This window comes from Micromonospora sp. CNZ303, from assembly GCF_004345505.1.
This window is the reverse complement of record NZ_SLVT01000001.1, coordinates 199,697-219,884: the sequence shown is the minus strand read 5'-3', so window position 1 is coordinate 219,884 and position 20,188 is coordinate 199,697. Positions and strand designations below refer to the sequence as shown.

Annotated in this window: 28 protein-coding genes; all 28 read right to left on the bottom strand. The window is 68.7% G+C overall.

Annotated features, from left to right (window positions below):
- Window positions 1-11: 11 nt before the first annotated feature.
- The 28 genes from rplO to EV374_RS00995 all read right to left on the bottom strand — a co-directional run bounded on the left by rplO (window position 12) and on the right by EV374_RS00995 (window position 20,165).
- Window positions 12-455, bottom strand: a complete 444-nt coding sequence (gene rplO / locus EV374_RS01130) for a 50S ribosomal protein L15 (protein ID WP_121399885.1) — start codon at window positions 453-455, stop codon at window positions 12-14.
- Window positions 455-637, bottom strand: a complete 183-nt coding sequence (rpmD, locus tag EV374_RS01125) for a 50S ribosomal protein L30 (RefSeq protein ID WP_074314584.1) — start codon at window positions 635-637, stop codon at window positions 455-457. The genes rplO and rpmD overlap by 1 nt, the downstream gene beginning before the upstream one ends.
- Window positions 637-1,251 carry a 30S ribosomal protein S5 gene (gene rpsE / locus EV374_RS01120; RefSeq protein ID WP_132230907.1) on the bottom strand — a complete coding sequence of 205 codons (615 nt, stop codon included), beginning with the start codon at window positions 1,249-1,251 and terminating at the stop codon, window positions 637-639. The genes rpmD and rpsE overlap by 1 nt, the downstream gene beginning before the upstream one ends.
- A gap of 33 nt (window positions 1,252-1,284) precedes the next feature.
- Window positions 1,285-1,674 (bottom strand): 50S ribosomal protein L18, encoded by a 390-nt coding sequence (rplR, locus tag EV374_RS01115; protein WP_088998360.1) that lies wholly within the window; start codon window positions 1,672-1,674, stop codon window positions 1,285-1,287.
- Window positions 1,671-2,213: a 50S ribosomal protein L6 gene (gene rplF, locus EV374_RS01110; RefSeq protein WP_132230906.1), complete on the bottom strand. Its 543-nt coding sequence runs from the start codon at window positions 2,211-2,213 to the stop codon at window positions 1,671-1,673. Before rplF ends, rplR begins: the two co-directional genes overlap by 4 nt.
- A 16-nt stretch (window positions 2,214-2,229) precedes the next feature.
- Entirely contained in the window at window positions 2,230-2,637 is a 408-nt protein-coding gene (gene rpsH, locus EV374_RS01105) for a 30S ribosomal protein S8 (protein ID WP_073828943.1), read from the bottom strand.
- A gap of 118 nt (window positions 2,638-2,755) precedes the next feature.
- On the bottom strand, window positions 2,756-2,941 hold the full coding sequence (locus EV374_RS01100; RefSeq protein WP_007465272.1) for a type Z 30S ribosomal protein S14: 186 nt from the start codon (window positions 2,939-2,941) through the stop codon (window positions 2,756-2,758).
- A 1-nt stretch (window position 2,942) separates the two neighbouring features.
- Window positions 2,943-3,512 (bottom strand): 50S ribosomal protein L5, encoded by a 570-nt coding sequence (gene rplE / locus EV374_RS01095; RefSeq protein WP_132230905.1) that lies wholly within the window; start codon window positions 3,510-3,512, stop codon window positions 2,943-2,945.
- Window positions 3,512-3,832 (bottom strand): 50S ribosomal protein L24, encoded by a 321-nt coding sequence (gene rplX / locus EV374_RS01090; protein WP_007465276.1) that lies wholly within the window; start codon window positions 3,830-3,832, stop codon window positions 3,512-3,514. Before rplX ends, rplE begins: the two co-directional genes overlap by 1 nt.
- Window positions 3,829-4,197 carry a 50S ribosomal protein L14 gene (gene rplN / locus EV374_RS01085; RefSeq protein WP_007465279.1) on the bottom strand — a complete coding sequence of 123 codons (369 nt, stop codon included), beginning with the start codon at window positions 4,195-4,197 and terminating at the stop codon, window positions 3,829-3,831. The genes rplX and rplN overlap by 4 nt, the downstream gene beginning before the upstream one ends.
- 97 nt (window positions 4,198-4,294) lie before the next feature.
- Window positions 4,295-4,573, bottom strand: coding sequence for a 30S ribosomal protein S17 (gene rpsQ, locus EV374_RS01080; protein ID WP_132230904.1), 279 nt, complete (start codon window positions 4,571-4,573; stop codon window positions 4,295-4,297).
- Window positions 4,570-4,806: a 50S ribosomal protein L29 gene (gene rpmC, locus EV374_RS01075; RefSeq protein WP_007073028.1), complete on the bottom strand. Its 237-nt coding sequence runs from the start codon at window positions 4,804-4,806 to the stop codon at window positions 4,570-4,572. The genes rpsQ and rpmC overlap by 4 nt, the downstream gene beginning before the upstream one ends.
- Entirely contained in the window at window positions 4,806-5,231 is a 426-nt protein-coding gene (gene rplP, locus EV374_RS01070; protein WP_007465292.1) for a 50S ribosomal protein L16, read from the bottom strand. Before rplP ends, rpmC begins: the two co-directional genes overlap by 1 nt.
- Window positions 5,232-5,234: 3 nt before the next feature.
- Window positions 5,235-6,092, bottom strand: a complete 858-nt coding sequence (gene rpsC, locus EV374_RS01065) for a 30S ribosomal protein S3 (RefSeq protein ID WP_088998355.1) — start codon at window positions 6,090-6,092, stop codon at window positions 5,235-5,237.
- Window positions 6,092-6,550: a 50S ribosomal protein L22 gene (gene rplV / locus EV374_RS01060; RefSeq protein WP_132230903.1), complete on the bottom strand. Its 459-nt coding sequence runs from the start codon at window positions 6,548-6,550 to the stop codon at window positions 6,092-6,094. The genes rpsC and rplV overlap by 1 nt, the downstream gene beginning before the upstream one ends.
- A gap of 40 nt (window positions 6,551-6,590) precedes the next feature.
- Window positions 6,591-6,872, bottom strand: a complete 282-nt coding sequence (rpsS, locus tag EV374_RS01055; RefSeq protein WP_088647003.1) for a 30S ribosomal protein S19 — start codon at window positions 6,870-6,872, stop codon at window positions 6,591-6,593.
- 12 nt (window positions 6,873-6,884) lie between these two features.
- A complete protein-coding gene (rplB, locus tag EV374_RS01050) occupies window positions 6,885-7,724 on the bottom strand; it encodes a 50S ribosomal protein L2 (protein ID WP_091627702.1) in 840 nt (279 codons plus the stop codon).
- Window positions 7,725-7,736: 12 nt separating this feature from the next.
- Window positions 7,737-8,039, bottom strand: coding sequence for a 50S ribosomal protein L23 (gene rplW / locus EV374_RS01045; protein ID WP_088998352.1), 303 nt, complete (start codon window positions 8,037-8,039; stop codon window positions 7,737-7,739).
- The gene (gene rplD, locus EV374_RS01040) at window positions 8,036-8,686 is read right to left on the bottom strand and encodes a 50S ribosomal protein L4 (protein ID WP_101412800.1); all 651 of its coding nucleotides are present in this window, start codon (window positions 8,684-8,686) and stop codon (window positions 8,036-8,038) included. Before rplD ends, rplW begins: the two co-directional genes overlap by 4 nt.
- A complete protein-coding gene (rplC, locus tag EV374_RS01035) occupies window positions 8,683-9,348 on the bottom strand; it encodes a 50S ribosomal protein L3 (protein ID WP_132230902.1) in 666 nt (221 codons plus the stop codon). The genes rplD and rplC overlap by 4 nt, the downstream gene beginning before the upstream one ends.
- A gap of 11 nt (window positions 9,349-9,359) precedes the next feature.
- The gene (gene rpsJ / locus EV374_RS01030) at window positions 9,360-9,668 is read right to left on the bottom strand and encodes a 30S ribosomal protein S10 (RefSeq protein WP_007073037.1); all 309 of its coding nucleotides are present in this window, start codon (window positions 9,666-9,668) and stop codon (window positions 9,360-9,362) included.
- Window positions 9,669-10,018: 350 nt separating this feature from the next.
- On the bottom strand, window positions 10,019-11,212 hold the full coding sequence (tuf, locus tag EV374_RS01025; protein ID WP_088998349.1) for an elongation factor Tu: 1,194 nt from the start codon (window positions 11,210-11,212) through the stop codon (window positions 10,019-10,021).
- A 217-nt stretch (window positions 11,213-11,429) separates the two neighbouring features.
- A complete protein-coding gene (gene fusA / locus EV374_RS01020) occupies window positions 11,430-13,526 on the bottom strand; it encodes an elongation factor G (RefSeq protein ID WP_132230901.1) in 2,097 nt (698 codons plus the stop codon).
- A 76-nt stretch (window positions 13,527-13,602) separates the two neighbouring features.
- Entirely contained in the window at window positions 13,603-14,073 is a 471-nt protein-coding gene (gene rpsG / locus EV374_RS01015; RefSeq protein WP_077938296.1) for a 30S ribosomal protein S7, read from the bottom strand.
- Between the two features lies 1 nt (window position 14,074).
- The gene (rpsL, locus tag EV374_RS01010; RefSeq protein WP_014440718.1) at window positions 14,075-14,449 is read right to left on the bottom strand and encodes a 30S ribosomal protein S12; all 375 of its coding nucleotides are present in this window, start codon (window positions 14,447-14,449) and stop codon (window positions 14,075-14,077) included.
- A 493-nt stretch (window positions 14,450-14,942) separates the two neighbouring features.
- A complete protein-coding gene (locus tag EV374_RS01005; protein ID WP_132231317.1) occupies window positions 14,943-15,290 on the bottom strand; it encodes a hypothetical protein in 348 nt (115 codons plus the stop codon).
- A gap of 504 nt (window positions 15,291-15,794) precedes the next feature.
- Window positions 15,795-16,166, bottom strand: coding sequence for a hypothetical protein (locus EV374_RS01000; RefSeq protein WP_132230900.1), 372 nt, complete (start codon window positions 16,164-16,166; stop codon window positions 15,795-15,797).
- Window positions 16,167-16,277: 111 nt separating this feature from the next.
- Window positions 16,278-20,165 carry a DNA-directed RNA polymerase subunit beta' gene (locus EV374_RS00995; RefSeq protein WP_132230899.1) on the bottom strand — a complete coding sequence of 1,296 codons (3,888 nt, stop codon included), beginning with the start codon at window positions 20,163-20,165 and terminating at the stop codon, window positions 16,278-16,280.
- Window positions 20,166-20,188 lie beyond the last annotated feature (23 nt).

Genomic DNA, 20,188 nt, shown 5'->3' with positions numbered 1-20,188 from the left:
TCGTGCAGCCCTTACAGCTCGGTGACGGAGCCACCGGCGGCGGTGATCTTCTCCTTGGCCGACGCGCTGAACGCGTGCGCCGACACCTGGAGAGCGACCCCGCCCAGGTCCCCGGTGCCGAGGACCTTGACCGGGTGGCCCTTGCGGACCGCGCCGGCTTCGACCAGCTCGAGCGGGCCGACCTGGCCGCCGTTCGGGAACAGCTCGGCGAGCCGGTCCAGGTTGACCACCTGGAAGACCACCTTGAACTTGTTCTTGAAGCCCTTCATCTTCGGCAGGCGCATGTGGATGGGCATCTGCCCACCCTCGAACGCCGCCGAGATGTTCTTACGGGCCTTGGAACCCTTGGTACCGCGACCGGCGGTCTTGCCCTTGGAGCCCTCACCGCGACCCACGCGGGTCTTCGCGGTCTTGGCACCGGGCGCCGGGCGCAGGTGGTGGACCTTGATCGTCATTACTCGACCTCCTCGACCTTCACGAGGTGGTTGACCGTGAAGATCATGCCGCGGATCTCCGGACGGTCCTCCTTGACCACCACGTCGTTGATCCGCTTGAGACCGAGCGAACGCAGCGAGTCACGCTGGTTCTGCTTGGTCCCGATCCCGGACCGGACCTGGGTGACCTTCAGGCGAGCCATCAGGAAGCCACCCCCGCCCGCGACGCCAGCATGGCGGCCGGCGCGACGTCCTCGACCGGCAGGCCACGACGGGCGGCGACGGCCTCGGGGGACTCGAGCCCCTTCAGCGCCGCCACGGTGGCGTGCACGATGTTGATCGGGTTCGACGAACCGAGGCTCTTGGAGAGCACGTCGTGGATACCCGCGCACTCCAGCACGGCACGCACCGGGCCACCGGCGATGACACCCGTACCGGCGGACGCCGGCTTGAGCAGCACCACACCGGCCGCGGCCTCACCCGTCACCGGGTGCGGGATCGACGCGGCGATCCGCGGCACCTTGAAGAAGTGCTTCTTGGCCTCCTCGACGCCCTTGGCGATCGCCGCGGGCACCTCCTTGGCCTTTCCGTAGCCCACACCGACGGTGCCGTCGCCGTCGCCCACGATCACCAGGGCGGTGAAGCTGAAGCGACGACCGCCCTTCACGACCTTGGCGACGCGGTTGATCGCGACGACCCGCTCGAGGTGCGGGGTCTTCTCGACGGGCGCGTTTCCGCGGCCGCCCTCACGGCGGTTGTCGCGGCGACCACCCTCGTTGCCACCGGACCCGCCGCCACGGCGCTGTTGACCTGGCATCAGCAGCCTTCCTTCTCTCTCGTGACGGGGTTTCTAGAACTCGAGCCCGGCTTCGCGGGCGGCGTCGGCAAGCGCGGCGACCCGCCCCGCGTACCGGTTGCCACCGCGGTCGAAGACGACCTTGGAGACGCCGGCGGCCTTGGCGCGCTCGGCGAGCAGGGCGCCGACCTTGCCGGCCAGGGCGCTCTTGTCGCCCTCCGTGCCGCGCAGCGAGGCGTCCAGGGTCGAGGCCGACGCCAGGGTGTGACCCTTGGTGTCGTCCACGATCTGGGCGACGATGTGCCGCAGGGAGCGGGTGACCACGAGGCGGGGACGCTCGGCGGTGCCGCTGACGTTCTTGCGGACCCGGAAGTGCCGGCGCGCACGCCCGACGGCACGCTTGGCGGCGACGCCGCGGCGGCGCTTGAGCAGCGTGGCGCTCACTTCTTACCTGCCTTTCCAGCCTTGCGGCGGATGACCTCGCCCTGGTACTTCACGCCCTTGCCCTTGTAGGGCTCCGGCGGGCGGATCTTCCGGATGTTGGCGGCAACCTCACCGACGAGCTGCTTGTCGATGCCGGCCACGTGGAACAGCGTCGGCCTCTCCACCGTGAAGGTGATGCCGTCCGGCGCCGGCACGTGTACCGGGTGCGAGAACCCGAGCGCGAACTCCAGGTCCTTGCCCTTGGCGGTCACGCGGTAACCGGTGCCGGCGATCTCCAGGCTCTTGCGGTAGCCCTCGGTGACGCCGACGATCATGTTGGCGACCAGGGTACGGCTGAGGCCGTGCAGTTCCTTGGCCTTGCGCTCGTCGTTCGGGCGGTTGACGTTCAGCTGCCCGTCCTCGGCCCGGTCGATCGTGATCGGCTCGGCCAGGGTGTGCGAGAGCTCGCCCTTCGGGCCCTTGACCTTGACGGTCTGCCCGTCGATCGTGATGTCGACGCCGGTCGGCACCGGGATCGACTTACGTCCAATACGCGACATTTCTACCTGTCTCCCGTTACCAGACGAAGGCGAGGACTTCCCCGCCAACGCTCCGCTTGCGGGCCTGCCGGTCGGTGAGCAGCCCCTGGGACGTCGAAATGATCGCCACGCCCAGCCCGCCGAGCACCCGCGGGAGCCCGTCCGACTTGGCGTAAACCCGCAGACCGGGCTTGGACACTCGCTTGATGCCGGCCAGGCTCCGCTCCCGGTTCTGGCCGTACTTCAGCTCGACGACCAGTCGCTTGCCGACGGCGCCCTCCTCGGGCTCCTCGACCGACCAGGTGGCGATGTAGCCCTCGGCCTTGAGGACCTCGGCGATGTTCGCCTTGATCTTCGAGTAGGGCATCGTCACCTGGTCGTGGTACGCCTGGTTGGCGTTACGCAGACGCGTGAGCATGTCTGCGATCGGGTCGGTCATCGTCATGGATTTCGTCAGCCTTTCTCGCCGGGGTTCCCGAGGCGATGCACGCCGGGCCTACGGCGAAGAGCAATACGTGATCGGTGCAAGGGGTCCCGGCCCGAAGGCCGGGACGCGGTCGCCCTTACCAGGAAGCCTTGGACACGCCCGGCAGCTCACCGCGGTGGGCCATCTCCCGGATGCAGACCCGGCAGAGACCGAACTTGCGGTAGACCGCCTTGGGACGCCCGCACCGCTGGCAGCGGGTGTACGCGCGAACCGAGAACTTCGGCTTCGCGGCCGCCTTGATGATCAGCGCCTTCTTGGCCATCTCAGTTCTCCTTGAACGGGAAGCCCAGGAGCTTGAGCAGCGCCCGGCCCTCGTCGTCGGTCGTGGCGGTCGTGACCACCGTGATGTCCATGCCCCGCTGCCGATCGATCTTGTCCTGGTCGATCTCGTGGAACACCGACTGCTCGGTCAGACCGAACGTGTAGTTGCCGTGCCCGTCGAGCTTGCGTCCGTCCAGACCGCGGAAGTCACGGATACGCGGCAGCGCGATCGACAGCAGCCGGTCCAGGAACTCCCACATCCGGTCGCCGCGGAGGGTCACCTTCGCGCCGATCGGCATGCCCTCGCGGAGCTTGAACTGCGCGATGGACTTGGTCGCCCGCCGCACCTGCGGCTTCTGGCCGGTGATGGTGGCCAGGTCCCGGACAGCGCCGTCGATCAGCTTGGCGTCCCGGGCGGCCTCGCCGACACCCATGTTGACGACGATCTTGACGAGCCGCGGCACCTGCATCGGGTTGCCGAACTGGTGCTGCTCCTGCAGCTGCGCCACGATCTCGTTGCGGTACCGCTCCTTGAGGCGCGGCATGGTCTTGGTTTCGGTAGCCGTGGTCATCACAGGTCCTTACCGGTGCTACGCGCGATGCGGACCTTCTGGCCGTTGTCGTCGATCCGGTAACCGACGCGGGTCGGCTTGCCGTCGGAGTCCAGGACCTGCACGTTCGAGACGTGGATCGGGGCCTCCTGGGTGACGATGCCACCGGTCTTGGCGCCACGCTGGGTGGTGCTGATGCGGGTGTGCTTCTTGACCCGGTTCACGCCCTCGACCAGGACCTTGTCCTGCCGCGGGTAGGCCGCGATGACCTTACCCTTGGCACCCTTGTCCTTGCCGGCGATGACGACGACCGTGTCGCCCTTCTTGACCTTCACGGTCACAACACCTCCGGCGCGAGAGAGATGATCTTCATGAACCGCTTGTCCCGCAGCTCCCGGCCCACCGGGCCGAAGATGCGGGTACCGCGCGGGTCCCCGCCGTCCTTGATGATGACGGCGGCGTTCTCGTCGAAGCGGATGTACGAACCGTCCGGCCGCCGCCTCTCCTTGGCGGTGCGAACGACGACGGCCTTGACGACGTCGCCCTTCTTCACACCGGCACCCGGGATCGCGTCCTTGACGGTGGCCACGATGACGTCGCCGATACTCGCGTAGCGCCGACCGGAGCCACCGAGAACCCGGATGCACAGGATCTCCCGGGCACCCGTGTTGTCGGCGACGCGCAGTCGCGACTCCTGCTGAATCACGTCTATCTCCTATGTCTGCCGGTTCTCCGGCCGCGCACGGCGGCCGGAGCCTGGCGGAACCCGCGCCCGACTGACGCCGGGCGAGCTCGAGCCTTCGCTACTTGGCCTTTTCCAGGATCTCCACGAGCCGCCACCGCTTCGTGGCGGACAGCGGCCGGGTCTCCATGATCAGGACCCGGTCGCCGATGCCAGCGGTGTTCTGCTCGTCGTGCACCTTCAACTTGCTGGTACGGCGCATGATCTTGCCGTACAGCGCGTGCTTGACCCGGTCCTCGACCTCGACGACGACGGTCTTTTCCATCTTGTCGCTGACCACGAGGCCCTCACGCACCTTGCGGCGGGCCCGCGCGGCGGCGGTGGTGGTGTTCTCGCTCATGATGCAGTCACCTCAGTCGGCGCGGCCGAGAGACCCAGCTCGCGCTCACGCATGATCGTGTAGATCCGGGCGATCTCCCGACGGATGACCTGCAACCGCCGGTTGTTGTCCAGCTGGCCGGTCGCGGCCTGCACGCGGAGGTTGAACAGCTCCGCCTTGGCCTCGCGCAGCTTCGTGACCAGCTCCTCCTCGGAGAGCTCACGCAGCTCGGAGGCCTTAACGCCCGCTGCCATCAGGATTCACCCACTTCGCGCGTAACAATGCGGCACTTCATCGGGAGCTTGTGGATCGCGCGACGCATCGCCTCTCGCGCGATCTGCTCGTTGGGGAAGGACATCTCGAAGAGAACCCGCCCCGGCTTGACGTTGGCGACCCACCACTCGGGCGAGCCCTTACCGGAACCCATCCGGGTCTCGGCCGGCTTCTTGGTGAGAGCCTGGTCCGGGAAGATCGTGATCCAGACCTTGCCACCACGCTTGATGTGGCGGGTCATCGCGATACGCGCCGACTCGATCTGGCGGTTCGTCACGTACGCCGGCTCGAGAGCCTGGATCCCGAACTCGCCGAACACCACCCGGTTACCACCCTTGGACGCGCCACTGCGGTCCGGGTGGTGCGGCTTGCGGAAGCCCTTCGGGGGCTTGCGCGGCATCAGCATCTGTCAGCCCTCCTGCTGCGTTTCTGCCGCGGCGGCGACGGCGGCGGGATCCACCGCGTCCCCACTCGGCGTCTCGGCCTGCTGCGCGATGGTCGTCGCGGCGGCGGCCCGGCCGGCCTCGGTACCGCCGGCGGTCGTGCCCGACGAGCCGGACCGGCCACGGCGCGGCCGCTCGGGGCGGTCGCCACGGTCACGGCGCGGACGCGACGGCGCCTCGGCCGGAGTCTCCCGACCCGGCACCGCGTCGCCCTTGTAGATCCAGACCTTCACGCCGATCCGGCCGAAGCTCGTACGGGCCTCGAAGAAGCCGTACTCGATGTTGGCCCGCAGCGTGTGCAGCGGAACCCGGCCCTCGCGGTAGAACTCGGTCCGGCTCATCTCGGCGCCGCCGAGACGACCCGAGACCTGGACCCGGATGCCCTTGCAGACCGGGTTCTTCATCGCGGACTGCATGGCCTTGCGCATCGCCCGACGGAAGCTGACCCGGCTGGAGAGCTGCTCGGCCACACCCTGTGCGACGAGCTGCGCGTCCGACTCGGGGTTCTTCACCTCGATGATGTTCAGCTGGACCTGCTTGCCGGTCAGCTTCTCGAGCTCGCCGCGGATCCGGTCGGCCTCCGCACCCTTACGGCCGATGACGATGCCCGGCCGGGCGGTGTGGATGTCGACGCGGACCCGGTCCCGGGTGCGCTCGATGTCGACCTTGGAGATGCCGGCGCGCTCGAGGCCCTTGGACATCATGCGGCGGATCTTGACGTCCTCGCCGATGTAGTCCTTGTAGAGCTTGTCCGCGAACCAGCGGGACTTCCAGTCGGTCGAGATGCCGAGCCGGAACCCGTGCGGGTGAACCTTCTGACCCATTACTCGGCGCCCTCCGTCTTGCTCTGCGTCTCGGCCGGCTCCGCCTGCTTCGCGGGGGCCGCCTTCTTCGCGGCCGCCTTCTTCGGCGCGGCCGGCGCCACCGCCTCCACCGCGACGGTGATGTGGCAGGTGCGCTTGCGGATCCGGTACGCCCGGCCCTGCGCCCGCGGCTGGAACCGCTTCATGGTCGGGCCCTCGTCCACGAACGCCTCGCTGACGAGCAGCGCGTCGGGGTCCAGCCGCTCGTTGTTCTCCGCGTTGGCGATCGCGCTCGCGAGCACCTTGTACACCTGCTCGCTCGCAGCCTGCGGCGCGAACTGCAGCACCGTGAGCGCCTCCTTCGCGGGCAGGCCGCGGACGAGGTTGACCACCCGGCGCGCCTTCATCGGCGAGATGCGCACGTGCCGCGCAACCGCCCGCGCGCCCGGAAGCACCGGAGCGTCGCCCTTTCCTGGCATCGCTGTAACCCCTTGTTCCTCTATCCGTATGCCCGCGGCGTCAGCGCCGACGGCTCTTCCGGTCGTCCTTCTCGTGACCCTTGAACGTGCGGGTCAGCGCGAACTCGCCGAGCTTGTGCCCGACCATCGCCTCAGTCACGAACACCGGGACGTGCTTGCGTCCGTCGTGCACGGCGATCGTGTGGCCCAGCATCTCGGGGATGATCGTCGAGCGCCGCGACCAGGTCTTGATGACGTTCTTCGAGCCCTTGTCGTTCTGCGTCTCCACCTTCTTGAGCAGGTGGTCGTCGATGAACGGGCCCTTCTTCAGGCTGCGAGGCATGTCTTATCTCCCTCAGCCGCGCTTACGCGTGGCGTAGCGGCGGCGGACGATCAGCCGGTCACTCGGCTGGCCCTTACGACGGGTGCGGCCCTCGGGCTTACCCTGCGGGTTGACCGGGTGGCGACCACCGGAGGTCTTACCCTCACCACCACCGTGCGGGTGGTCGACCGGGTTCATGGCGACACCACGGACGGTCGGGCGCTTGCCCTTCCACCGCATACGGCCGGCCTTGCCCCAGTTGATGTTCGACTGGTCGGCGTTGCCGATCTCGCCGATGCTGGCGCGGCAGCGGACGTCGACCCGCCGGATCTCGCCGGACGGCATGCGCAGGGTCGCGTAGACGCCCTCACGGCCGAGCAGCTGGATGCCGACGCCGGCCGAGCGGGCCAGCTTGGCGCCGCCGCCCGGACGCAGCTCCACGTTGTGGATCGTGGTACCGACCGGGATGTTGCGCAGCGGCAGGTTGTTACCCGGCTTGATGTCGGCGCCCGGACCCGACTCGACGCGGTCGCCCTGCTTCATGTCCTTCGGCGCGAGGATGTAGCGCTTCTCGCCGTCGGCGTAGTGCAGCAGCGCGATGCGCGCGGTGCGGTTCGGGTCGTACTCGATGTGGGCGACCTTCGCCGGCACGCCGTCCTTGTCGACCCGCTTGAAGTCGATCAGACGGTACTGGCGCTTGTGACCGCCACCGTGGTGCCGCGCGGTGATCCGGCCGTGGGCGTTACGCCCGCCCTTCTTCGGCAGCGGAGCCAGCAGCGACTTCTCGGGCGTCGACCGGGTGATCTCAGCGAAGTCGGCGACGCTGGAGCCACGCCGGCCCGGCGTCGTCGGCTTGTACTTACGGATAGCCATTGTCTACACCCCTCAGCTGACCGGGCCGCCGAAGGCCTCGATACGGTCACCGTCAGCCAGCTTCACGATCGCCCGCTTGGTGGCCTTACGCTGCCCGAAACCGGTCTTGGTCCGCTTGCGCTTGCCCTGGCGGTTGAGCGTGTTGACCGTCAGGACGCGGACGTCGAAGATCTGCTGGATCGCGATCTTGATCTCGGTCTTGTTCGCGTCCGGGTGCACCAGGAAGGTGTACCAGTTGCGGTTCAGCTCGCTGTAGCTCTTCTCCGAGACGACCGGCGCCACGATGATGTCGCGCGGGTCGGCGATCGTGCTCACTTGCCACCCTCCTCGGTGGTCTCGGCGGGAACACCCAGGAACTCGTCCAGGGCGTCCTTGGTGAAGACCACGTCGTCGGCCACCAGCACGTCGTACGTGTTGAGCTGGCCGGCCTCGATCAGGTGCACCCGCGGCTCGTTGCGCAGCGACACCCAGTTCAGCTCGTCGGTGCTGCTCAGCACGACCAGGACCCGACGGGCCTCGGTCAGCTTCGCCAGCGTGGCCAGGGCGGCCTTGGTCGACGGCTTCTCACCCGAGACGAACGCCTCGACGACGTGCACCTGCCCGGCGCGGGCCCGGTCGGAGAGGGCGCCACGCAGGGCGGCGGCCTTCATCTTCTTCGGGGTCCGCTGGCTGTAGTCGCGCGGCACGGGGCCGTGCACGACGCCACCGCCGGCGAACTGCGGCGCGCGGATCGAGCCCTGCCGGGCGCGACCGGTGCCCTTCTGCTTGTACGGCTTCTTGCCGCCACCGGCGACCTCGCCGCGGGTCTTGACCTTGTGCGTGCCCTGCCGGGCCGCCGCGAGCTGGGCCACCACGACCTGGTGCATCAGCGCGACGTTGGCCTGGACGTCGAAGATGTCGGCGGGCAGCTCGACGGAGCCGCTCTTGGAGCCTTCGACGGTGAGGACGTCAACGGTGGTCACTTGGCCGCACCGCCCTTCTTCGCCTTGGTCTTGGCCGCGGTACGGACCAGGACCAGCGCGCCCTTGGGGCCGGGAATGGCGCCACGGACGAGCAGGAGGTTGTTCTCGGTGTCGACCGCCTGGACGGTCAGGTTCTGGACGGTGTAGCGCACGCCACCCATCCGGCCGGCCATCCGGGTGCCCTTGAAGACACGACCCGGGGTGGCGCAGGCGCCGATGGAACCGGGCGAGCGGTGCTTGCGCTCGACACCGTGGCTGGCGCGCAGACCGTGGAAGCCGTGCCGCTTCATCGGGCCGGCGTAGCCCTTGCCCTTGGTCTTGCCGGTCACGTCGATGGAGACGCCGGCCGGGAACTCCTCGACCGTGATCTCCTGGCCGAGCGAGTAGTCGGCGGCGTCGCTGGTGCGCAGCTCGACGATGTGGCGCCGCGGCGCGACGTCGGCCTTCGCGTAGTGCCCGCTGATCGGCTTCTTGACCTTGCGCGGGTCGATCGTGCCGTACGCCAGCTGGACCGCGGAGTAACCGTCCTTGTCGGCGCTACGAACCTGGCTGATGACGCACGGGCCGGCCTCGACCACGGTCACCGGGACAACACGGTTGTTGTCCCAGACCTGGGTCATGCCGAGCTTTGCGCCCAGGATCCCCTTGACTTGCCTGTCCATTTGTCCGGTCCCTACAGCTTGATCTCGATGTCGACGCCAGCCGGCAGGTCGAGGCGCATGAGCGAGTCGACCGTCTTCGGGGTCGGGTCGATGATGTCGATCAGCCGCTTGTGCGTGCGCATCTCGAAGTGCTCGCGCGAGTCCTTGTACTTGTGCGGCGAGCGGATAACGCAGAAACGGTTGATCTCCGTGGGCAGCGGCACCGGGCCCGCGACCTGCGCCCCGGTACGCGTCACCGTCTCGACGATCTTCCGAGCCGAGGAGTCGACGACCTCGTGGTCATAGGCCTTGAGCCGGATGCGGATCTTCTGTCCCGCCATGGTGGCTTCTGTTCCTTCTCTCGATGCCGCTGTGTTGCGGGCGCCTGTACCGGCTGGCACAGGCCCACTTCGCCGACCCCCGCGGTCGGGCGTGTCGCGCCCTCGGGCCAGGCTCCGCCCCGGGACTCCGGAGCGACTCTGACCGCGCGGTGGGTCAAGGCGTCGATCGCACTACCGCGACCTGAACGCCGTGCGAGGGTGGTTGGCGGACGGGCCGCCAACCACCCTACGCTCGACTGCTCTGCCACCCGGAGGTTCAGCGAAAGCCGAACACAGGCAGCGAACTGTCGTTACGCAACCTGACTAGTATGCCGCACGACCGGCGGCGGGTCTAATCGGGGTTACCTAGCTCACTTGATGATCTTGGTGACGAACCCGGCGCCGACGGTGCGGCCACCCTCGCGGATCGCGAACTTGAGGTTCTCCTCCATGGCGATGGGCTGGATCAGCTTCACCGTCATGGTGGTGTTGTCACCCGGCATGACCATCTCGGTGCCCTCGGGGAGGGTGACGACACCGGTGACGTCCGTGGTCCGGAAGTAGAACTGCGGACGGTAGTTCTGGAAGAACGGGGTGTGGCGGCCACCCTCCTCCTTGGAGAGGATGTAGACCGTCGCCTCGAACTCCGTGTGCGGGGTGGTCGTGCCCGGCTTGATGACGACCATGCCGCGCTCGACGTCCTCGCGCTTGATGCCACGCAGCAGCAGACCGACGTTCTCGCCCGCGCGGGCCTCGTCGAGCAGCTTGCGGAACATCTCGATGCCGGTGCAGGTGGTCTTCATCGACTTCTCGCGGATGCCGACGATCTCCACCTCCTCGTTCGGCTTGAGCACGCCACGCTCGGCGCGGCCGGTGACGACCGTGCCACGACCGGTGATCGTGAAGACGTCCTCGATGGGCATGAGGAACGGCTTCTCGGTCTCGCGCTCCGGCTGCGGGATCGCGGTGTCGACCGCGGTCATCAGGTCCAGCAGCTTGCCGGTCCACTCGGGGTCACCCTCGAGGGCCTTCAGCGCGGAGACCCGCACGACCGGCAGGTCGTCGCCCGGGTAGTCCTGGTTCGACAGCAGCTCACGGACCTCGAGCTCGACGAGCTCCAGGAGCTCCTCGTCGTCGACCATGTCGCTCTTGTTGAGCGCCACGACGATGTACGGCACACCGACCTGGCGGGCCAGCAGCACGTGCTCGCGGGTCTGCGGCATCGGGCCGTCGGTCGCCGCGACCACCAGGATCGCGCCGTCCATCTGGGCGGCACCGGTGATCATGTTCTTGATGTAGTCGGCGTGACCGGGGCAGTCGACGTGCGCGTAGTGCCGCGCCTCGGTCTGGTACTCGACGTGCGCGATGGAGATCGTGATGCCGCGGGCCTTCTCCTCCGGCGCCTTGTCGATCTCGTCGAACGGCGTGTACGGGTTCAGGTCCGGGTACTGGTCGTGCAGGACCTTGGTGATGGCCGCCGTCAGCGTCGTCTTACCGTGGTCGATGTGACCAATGGTGCCGATGTTGACGTGCGGCTTAGTCCGCTCGAACTTCGCCTTCGCCACTGGGTCCTCCTGTGGACTTCTTGGTTCGTACGCCCGGCGCGCCGGTCGGCGCTTAGGACTCTGTCGACAGCCTTTCCGGCCTGACGGCCGGAGAGCTTTGGTGGGTTCTGCGGCGATGAAGCCTACAGGCCCGGTCTCACGCGTTCCGACCGAGGTGGTCGCGGGCGGGAGCACCCTCCCGCGACCGCCCCGGATCATCGATCACGTCAGGTGAGGGTCACTCACCCGTCGCCTTGGCGATGATCTCCTTCGCGACCGAGGACGGAACCTCGGCGTAGGAGTCGAACTGCATGCTGTAGCTAGCCCGGCCCTGGGTCTTCGACCGCAGGTCGCCGACGTAGCCGAACATCTCCGACAACGGCACCAGAGCCTTGACGACGCGGGCGCCGCTGCGCTCCTCCATCGCCTGGATGATGCCGCGGCGGGAGTTGAGGTCGCCGATGACGTCACCCATGTTCTCCTCAGGAGTGGTGACCTCAACGGCCATCATCGGCTCGAGGAGCGCGGGGTCGGCCTTGCGGGCCGCCTCCTTCATCACCATCGAGCCGGCGATCTTGAATGCCATTTCCGACGAGTCGACCTCGTGGTACTGGCCGTCCAGCAGGGTGAGCTTGACACCCACCAGCGGGAAGCCGGCGAGGATGCCGTACTGCATGGCGTCCTGCGCGCCCGCGTCCACCGACGGGATGAACTCCCGGGGGATGCGGCCACCGGTGACGGCGTTGGCGAACTCGTAGGTCGGGGCGTCGTTGCCCAGCGGCAGCGGCTCCAGGCTGATGATCACCCGGGCGTACTGGCCGGAACCACCGGTCTGCTTCTTGTGGGTGTACTCGACCTTGTCCACCTTGCGGCGGATGGTCTCGCGGTACGCCACCTGCGGCTTGCCGATGTTGGCCTCGACGTTGAACTCGCGGCGCATCCGGTCGACCAGGATGTCCAGGTGCAGCTCGCCCATGCCGGAGATGACCGTCTGACCGGTCTGGTCGTCCAGCTTGACGCGGAAGGTCGGGTCCTCCTCGGCCAGCCGCTGGATGGCGGTGCTGAGCTTCTCCTGGTCGGCCTTGGTCTTCGGCTCGATGGCGACCTCGATGACCGGCTCCGGGAAGGTCATCGACTCCAGGATGACCGGGTTCGCCGGGTCGCACAGCGTGTCACCGGTGGTGGTCTGCTTGAGACCCTGCACCGCGATGATGTCGCCAGCCTGGGCCGAGCTGCGCTCTTCCCGCTTGTTGGCGTGCATCTGGTAGATCTTGCCAATCCGCTCCTTGCGGTCCTTGGTGGAGTTGACCACCTGGGAGCCGGACTCGAGCGTGCCGGAGTAGATCCGCACGTAGGTGAGCTTGCCGAGGTGCTTGTCCGTCTGGATCTTGAAGGCGAGGCCCGAGAAGGGCTCCGACTTCGACGGCTTGCGCAGCAGCGGGGTCTCGCCGTCGGTGGCCGTACCCTCGATCGCCGGGATGTCCAGCGGCGACGGCAGGTACGCGATGACCGCGTCCAGCATCGGCTGGATGCCCTTGTTCTTGAAGGCGGTGCCGGTGAGGACCGGGTTGGCCTTGCCGGCGATGGTGGCCCGACGGATGGCGTCCTTCATCTCCTCGACGGAGATCTCCTCGCCCTCCAGGTACTTCTCCATCACCGCGTCGTCGACGTCGGCCAGGGTCTCCACCAGCTTCTCGCGCCACTCCGCGGCGGAGTCGGCGAGGTCGGCCGGGATCTCCTCGATCGCGTAGTCCTCACCCTTCTGCGTCTCGCCGCGCCAGGTGAGGGCCCGCATCTCGACCAGGTCGACCACGCCGATGAAGTCGGACTCGGCGCCGATCGGGATCTGGAGGACCAGCGGGGTGGCGTTGAGCCGGTCGATCATCATCTGCACGCAGCGGAAGAAGTCGGCACCGGTCCGGTCGAGCTTGTTGACGAAGCACATCCGGGGGACGTTGTACTTGTCCGCCTGCCGCCAGACGTTCTCCGTCTGCGGCTCCACGCCGGCGACACCGTCGTAGACCGCGACCGCGCCGTCCAGCACCCGCAGCGACCGCTCGACCTCGACCGTGAAGTCGACGTGGCCGGGCGTGTCGATGATCTGGATCGTGTGGCCCTTCCACTCACACTTGGTAGCAGCGGAGGTGATGGTGATACCACGCTCCTGCTCCTGCTCCATCCAGTCCATGACGGCACCGCCCTCGTGGACCTCACCGATCTTGTACGTGATGCCGGTGTAGAACAGGATCCGCTCGGTGGTGGTGGTCTTACCGGCATCGATGTGGGCCATGATGCCGATGTTGCGTACGTTGGCGAGCGCGTCTGCGGCGGCCACTTCAATCCCTACTTATCGTCGTCTCGACACAACTGGTGGCGGTTCCGGCGCCCTCGCGGGCGCCGGAACCAGGGTGTTACCAGCGGTAGTGCGCGAAGGCCTTGTTGGACTCGGCCATCTTGTGCGTGTCCTCGCGCCGCTTGACGGCGGCACCGAGGCCGTTGCTCGCGTCCAGCAGCTCGTTCATCAGCCGCTCGATCATGGTCTTCTCGCGACGGGCGCGGGAGTAGGTCACCAGCCAGCGCAGGCCCAGGGTGGTCGCCCGGGCGGGGCGGACCTCGACCGGGACCTGGTAGGTGGCGCCACCGACGCGGCGGCTACGCACCTCGAGGGTCGGCTTGACGTTGTCCATCGCCCGCTTGAGGGTGACGACCGGGTCGGTGCCGGACTTCTCACGGCAGCCCTCGAGGGCGGCGTAGACGATGCGCTCGGCGAGCTGACGCTTACCGCGCAGGAGGATCTTGTTCACCAACTGGGTGACCAGCGGCGAGTTGTACACCGGGTCAGCGACCAGCGGCTTCCGCGGAGCGGGTCCCTTACGCGGCATGTCAGCTCTTCTCCTTCTTCGCGCCGTAACGGCTGCGCGCCTGCTTGCGGTTGCGGACACCCTGGGTGTCCAGCGAGCCGCGGACGATCTTGTAACGCACGCCGGGGAGGTCCTTCACCCGGCCGCCGCGGACGAGCACGATCGAGTGCTCCTGCAGGTTGTGGCCGACGCCCGGGATGTAGGCGGTCACCTCGATCTGGCTGCTGAGCTTGACACGAGCGACCTTGCGCAGCGCCGAGTTCGGCTTCTTCGGGGTGGTGGTGTACACGCGGGTGCACACGCCGCGCCGCTGAGGGGAACCCTTCAGCGCCGGGGTCTTGGTCTTACTCGTCTTAGCCTGGCGGCCCTTTCGGACCAGCTGCTGGATCGTGGGCACCGGGTTTCTCCGCTCCCTTCGACCGCCTGGTGGCGGCCGCACCGTCTGCCGTAGCCGACCAGATGGTCGACTCTCCTACATTCCGACCAGGGCCACCTCGCGATGGTCCCGGCACCCGCGGTCGGGCGTGTCGCCCAGCTCACGGCCCCGCCGCCGACGCTCGCACGTGGTCGACGGGGTCTTGCACCGGCGCACGGCAGGCCGCGCGCCGGATCTTTGGCTTTGTCGTGCTCCCACGCGATCTCCGGCTCACCGGATCCAGCGCACGCACGAGTTGCCCGGGCTGGCCCGGGCACAAGGGGAAAGAGTACCTACCACAACCGCACAGGTCAAAACGGAGCGGCCTGCGGAGCGTCCACCGCCTGCCGATCGAACCCGTCGCGCCTACCCGCCCGTGGTGGGCACCTACGGACCCAAGTGTACCGGCTTCCGCGCGGACCGGCCCGTCGACCCCGTCACGGCCGCCGTCACGCCCCACGGGCGGGCACGGGCGTCACCCGAGCGTCAAAAGCAACGCCAGCCCCATGCCGAGCAGGCTGAGCAGCAGCCCCGCCCCGCCACAGCTGACGCCGGCCACCGCCAGGCCCCGCCCGGTGAACCGGACCGCCGGCGGGGCGGCCGGGCGCCGGATCTGCCGCATCCCCAGCAGGCCGGCCACGACGGCGCCCGCGCCGGCCAGGACGCCCAGCACCGTGAAGGCGCCGGCCGCCCAGGCGCCGCCCACGCCGCCGACCGCGCCGACACAGATCACGAGCAGCGCGACCAGCGTCGAGACGATCCCGGCCACCAGCGAACCCACGGCCAGGCCGGAGGTGACCGGCGGCACGTCGAGGTGCACCACGCCGAAGGACGTGCCCGCGACCGGGTCGACCCGCTTCGGCGGCCGGGCGGCCTCGCGCGGCGGCGGGGGCGGGGCGACCGGGCCCGGACCCCAGCCCGGCGCCGGCGACGGGCCCGCTGCCGCGGGCGAGGCGCCCCCCGGGGACGCCCACGACGGGCCCGGGACCCCCGCCCCGGGCGGGGCGCCCCAGGGCGACGCCGGCGGCGGGCCCGCGTCCCCTCCCCCGGACGGGACGTTCATGGGCGCCATCGGCGGCGGGTACCCCGGCGCGCCGGACGGCGTGCCCGCGTCGGGTCGCGCCCACTGCGTCCCGCCGGGCGGGGCGTCCGGATTCGCGGCGGGGTGCGCCACGGGCTCGCCGCCCGGGTAGCGCGCCGGTTCCGTCACGGGTCCTCCTGTCGACGTCTCGGCGTCCACCGCCGCGCGACGGACACCGGGCCAGGCTACCGCCGCCGGCCCGACGGCCCGCGTCCGGCGCGAGACCCGTTCCCCTCGGGCGGGCGGTCAGTCCATGTTCGGTGCGAAGTCCTGCCCGTAGGGCGTGTCGGCGAGCCGGACCACCCCGAGCACCACCGCGGCCACCACGCTGACGGCGACGAGCACCAGGCCCGTCCAGGCCAGCCGCTCCCCCCGCCGCAGCCAGGCGGAGCCGGTCAGGAAACCCCCCGAGGCGTACGCCTCCCGGCGCGCCTGGCGGGCCAGCTGGAGCGCCACCGTGGCCGGCACCACGCCGCCGATGAACAGGCCGGTCAGCGCGCCGATCAGGCCGAGCGCGAAGACCGCCCGCGCCTTTGTGGCCCGGGCCGGGTCCGGGTCGAGCGGATGGCGGGGCAGCCCCGGCTGGGCGACGGGCGCCTGCCCGGGTGCGGTCGTCATGCTCCCCATCATGCCCCGGTCCGCTCCGCCGCGGCGCCCGCACGGGCCACCCCGGCCCCGGGACACGGCGAGGCCCCCGGCGCGTGCCGGGGGCCTCGTCGATCGTGCTGCTTAGCGGTACGACCCGAAGTCGAAGTCGTCCAGCGGAACCGCCTGGCCGCTGGCCGGCCCGAAGCCGTAGTCGGTCTCCGGGTAGCCGGTCATCGAGTAGACCTTGGCCTTCGCCTCCTCGGTCGGCTCGACCCGGACGTTGCGGTACTTGCTGATGCCCGTACCGGCCGGGATGAGCTTACCGATGATCACGTTCTCCTTGAGGCCGACGAGCGAGTCGCTGCGCGAGTTGATCGCCGCGTCGGTCAGCACCCGGGTGGTCTCCTGGAAGGAGGCCGCCGAGAGCCAGGAGTCGGTGGCCAGCGAGGCCTTGGTGATACCCATCAGCACCGGACGGCCGGCGGCGGGCTCGCCGCCCTCGGAGACGAGCCGGCGGTTCTCCGACTCGAACAGCGCCCGGTCGACCAGCACGCCCGGCAGGAACTCGGTCGAGCCGGAGTCGATGACCGTCACCCGCTTGAGCATCTGGCGGATGATGATCTCGATGTGCTTGTCGTGGATGAGCACACCCTGCGAGCGGTAGACCTCCTGGACCTCACTGGTCAGGTGGACCTGGACCGCCCGCGGACCCATGATCCGCAGCAGCTCGTGCGGGTCGATGGTGCCCTCGGTCAGCTTCTCGCCGACCGCGACGTGACCGCCGTCGTGGGTCCGCAGCCGGACCCGCTTGGAGATCTTGTCGTAGACGATCTCGTCGCTGCCGTCGTCCGGCACCACGATGATCTTCCGCGAGCGCTCGCCGTCCTCGATCCGGATCCGACCCGGGGTGTCGGCGATGGGCGCCTTGCCCTTCGGGACCCGGGCCTCGAAGATCTCCTGGACACGGGGCAGACCCTGGGTGATGTCCTCACCCGCGACGCCACCGGTGTGGAAGGTACGCATCGTCAGCTGCGTACCCGGCTCACCGATCGACTGGGCGGCGATGATGCCGACCGCCTCGCCGACGTCCACGGTCTTGCCGGTCGGCAGCGAGCGGCCGTAGCACGCACCGCAGACGCCCAGCTTCGACTCGCAGGTGAGCACGCTGCGCACCCGGACCGTCTCCGTCCCGGCGGCGACGATCTTGTCGACCAGGATCGAGTTGATGTCCTGACCCCGCTCGGCGACGACGACGCCGTCCGGCCCCTTGATGTCGTCGGCCAGCGTCCGCGCGTGCACGCTGGTCTCGGCGTGCTCGTGCACGACCAGCTTGCCGTCGATCCGCTCGCCGATCTGCATCGGGATGGCGCGGTCGGTGCCGCAGTCCTCCTCGCGGATGATGACGTCCTGCGAGACGTCCACCAGACGACGGGTCAGGTAACCCGAGTCGGCGGTACGCAGGGCGGTGTCCGCGAGACCCTTACGGGCACCGTGCGTGGAGATGAAGTACTCCAGCACGGACAGACCCTCCCGGTAGCTGGCCTTGATCGGCCGCGGGATGATCTCGCCCTTCGGGTTGGCTACCAGACCACGGATCGCCGCGATCTGCCGGAGCTGGAGGAGGTTACCGCGAGCACCCGAATTGATCATCTTCCACAGCGGGTTCTCCTGCGGCAGAGCGGTGTCCATCTCCTTGGCGACCTCGTTGGTCGCCTTGGTCCAGATCTGGATGAGCTCGCCGCGACGCTCCTCCGGGGTCATCAGACCGCGCTGGTACTGCTTGTCGATCTGGTCGGCTTCCTTCTCGTACCGCTCCAGGATCTCCCGCTTGCGCGGCGGGGCGATGACGTCCTCCATGCCGATCGTCACGCCGGACCAGGTGGCCCAGTGGAAGCCGGCCTCCTTGAGCCCGTCCAGGGTGGCGGCCAGCGCCACCTTGGGGAAGCGCTCGGCGAGGTCGTTGACGATCGCGGAGAGCTGACCCTTGCGGATCTCGTAGTTCACGAAGCGGTAGCCCTGCGGCAGCGTCTCGTTGAACAGCACCCGACCGAGGGTCGTCTCGACGGTCAGCGGCTCGCCCTCGACCCAGCCCTCCGGGGCGGTCCACGCCTCGGCGCCGGCACCGTTGTCGACCCCGACCACGCCCCGCAGGCGGATCTTCACCGGGGCCTGCAGGTGCAGGTCGCCGTTGTCGTACGCCATCCGCGCCTCGGCGTCCGAGCTGAACGCCCGGCCCTCGCCCTTCTCGCCCGCCGTGCGGTGGGTGAGGTGGTAGAGGCCGATGACCATGTCCTGGGTGGGCATGGTGACGGGCTTGCCGTCGGCCGGCTTGAGAATGTTGTTCGACGACAGCATCAGGATCCGCGCCTCGGCCTGGGCCTCGGCGGACAGCGGCACGTGCACCGCCATCTGGTCACCGTCGAAGTCGGCGTTGAACGCGGTGCAGACCAGCGGGTGGATCTGGATGGCCTTGCCCTCGACGAGCTGCGGCTCGAAGGCCTGGATGCCCAGGCGGTGCAGGGTCGGCGCCCGGTTCAGCAGGACCGGGTGCTCGCCGATGACCTCTTCGAGCACGTCCCAGACGACCGGGCGCTGCCGCTCGACCATCCGCTTGGCGGACTTGATGTTCTGCGCGTGGTTGAGGTCGACCAGCCGCTTCATCACGAACGGCTTGAACAGCTCCAGCGCCATCTGCTTGGGCAGGCCGCACTGGTGCAGCTTCAGCTTCGGGCCGACGACGATGACCGAACGGCCGGAGTAGTCGACGCGCTTGCCCAGCAGGTTCTGCCGGAACCGGCCCTGCTTGCCCTTGAGCATGTCGGAGAGCGACTTCAGCGGGCGGTTGCCCGGCCCGGTGACCGGCCGGCCGCGGCGGCCGTTGTCGAACAGCGCGTCGACGGCCTCCTGGAGCATCCGCTTCTCGTTGTTGACGATGATCTCGGGCGCGCCGAGGTCGATCAGCCGCTTGAGGCGGTTGTTCCGGTTGATCACGCGGCGGTACAGGTCGTTCAGGTCGGAGGTCGCGAAGCGGCCACCGTCGAGCTGCACCATCGGGCGCAGGTCCGGCGGGATGACCGGCACGCAGTCCAGCACCATGCCGAGCGGCGAGTTGCGGGTGTTCAGGAACGCCGCGACGACCTTGAGCCGCTTGAGCGCCCGGATCTTCCGCTGGCCCTTGCCGGAGCGGATGGTCTCGCGCAGGTTCTCGGCCTCGGCGTCGAGGTCCATGTTCTGGACCAGCGCCTTGATGGCCTCGGCGCCCATGCCGCCGGTGAAGTACTCGCCGAACCGGTCCCGCAGCTCGCGGTAGAGCAGTTCGTCGGTGACGAGCTGCTTCGGCTCCAGCTTGCGGAAGGTGTCCAGCACCTCGTCCAGGCGGTCGATCTCGCGCTGGGCCCGGTCGCGGATCTGGCGCATCTCGCGCTCTCCGCCCTCCTTGACCTTGCGCCGGACGTCCGCCTTGGCACCCTCGGCCTCCAGCTCGGCCAGGTCGGCCTCGAGCTTGGTGGCCCGCTTCTCGATCTCCGAGTCGCGGCTGTTCTCGGCCTGCCGCTTCTCGGCCAGGATCTCGTTCTCGATCGTCGAGAGGTCACGGTGACGCGACTCGGCGTCCACGCTCGTCACGACGTACGAGGCGAAGTAGATGATCTTTTCGAGGTCCTTGGGGGCGAGGTCCAGCAGGTAGCCCAGCCGGCTCGGCACGCCCTTGAAGTACCAGATGTGGGTCACCGGCGCGGCGAGCTCGATGTGGCCCATCCGCTCGCGGCGGACCTTCGACCGCGTCACCTCGACGCCGCAGCGCTCGCAGATGATGCCCTTGAACCGGACCCGCTTGTACTTACCGCAGTAGCACTCCCAGTCCCGCTGCGGACCGAAGATCTTCTCGCAGAAGAGCCCGTCCTTTTCCGGCTTCAGGGTGCGGTAGTTGATCGTCTCAGGCTTCTTGACCTCACCGTGCGACCACTGACGGATGTCGTCGGCGGTGGCGAGGCCGATGCGCAGCTCGTCGAAGAAGTTGACGTCGAGCACTATGTCCCCTATGTCGTCGTCTG

Excerpts from the sequence above, each read along its gene's own strand:
- rplO (WP_121399885.1), bottom strand. The coding sequence starts at position 455 with ATGACGATCAAGGTCCACCACCTGCGCCCGGCGCCCGGTGCCAAGACC.
- rpmD (WP_074314584.1), bottom strand. The coding sequence starts at position 637 with ATGGCTCGCCTGAAGGTCACCCAGGTCCGGTCCGGGATCGGGACCAAG.
- rpsE (WP_132230907.1), bottom strand. The coding sequence starts at position 1,251 with ATGCCAGGTCAACAGCGCCGTGGCGGCGGGTCCGGTGGCAACGAGGGT.
- rplF (WP_132230906.1), bottom strand. The coding sequence starts at position 2,213 with ATGTCGCGTATTGGACGTAAGTCGATCCCGGTGCCGACCGGCGTCGAC.
- rpsH (WP_073828943.1), bottom strand. The coding sequence starts at position 2,637 with ATGACGATGACCGACCCGATCGCAGACATGCTCACGCGTCTGCGTAAC.
- EV374_RS01100 (WP_007465272.1), bottom strand. The coding sequence starts at position 2,941 with ATGGCCAAGAAGGCGCTGATCATCAAGGCGGCCGCGAAGCCGAAGTTC.
- rplE (WP_132230905.1), bottom strand. The coding sequence starts at position 3,512 with ATGACCACGGCTACCGAAACCAAGACCATGCCGCGCCTCAAGGAGCGG.
- rpsQ (WP_132230904.1), bottom strand. The coding sequence starts at position 4,573 with ATGAGCGAGAACACCACCACCGCCGCCGCGCGGGCCCGCCGCAAGGTG.
- rpmC (WP_007073028.1), bottom strand. The coding sequence starts at position 4,806 with ATGGCAGCGGGCGTTAAGGCCTCCGAGCTGCGTGAGCTCTCCGAGGAG.
- rplP (WP_007465292.1), bottom strand. The coding sequence starts at position 5,231 with ATGCTGATGCCGCGCAAGCCCCCGAAGGGCTTCCGCAAGCCGCACCAC.
- rpsC (WP_088998355.1), bottom strand. The coding sequence starts at position 6,092 with ATGGGTCAGAAGGTTCACCCGCACGGGTTCCGGCTCGGCATCTCGACC.
- rplV (WP_132230903.1), bottom strand. The coding sequence starts at position 6,550 with ATGCCAGGAAAGGGCGACGCTCCGGTGCTTCCGGGCGCGCGGGCGGTT.
- rpsS (WP_088647003.1), bottom strand. The coding sequence starts at position 6,872 with ATGCCTCGCAGCCTGAAGAAGGGCCCGTTCATCGACGACCACCTGCTC.
- rplB (WP_091627702.1), bottom strand. The coding sequence starts at position 7,724 with ATGGCTATCCGTAAGTACAAGCCGACGACGCCGGGCCGGCGTGGCTCC.
- rplC (WP_132230902.1), bottom strand. The coding sequence starts at position 9,348 with ATGGACAGGCAAGTCAAGGGGATCCTGGGCGCAAAGCTCGGCATGACC.
- rpsJ (WP_007073037.1), bottom strand. The coding sequence starts at position 9,668 with ATGGCGGGACAGAAGATCCGCATCCGGCTCAAGGCCTATGACCACGAG.
- rpsG (WP_077938296.1), bottom strand. The coding sequence starts at position 14,073 with ATGCCGCGTAAGGGACCCGCTCCGCGGAAGCCGCTGGTCGCTGACCCG.
- EV374_RS01000 (WP_132230900.1), bottom strand. The coding sequence starts at position 16,166 with ATGACGACCGCACCCGGGCAGGCGCCCGTCGCCCAGCCGGGGCTGCCC.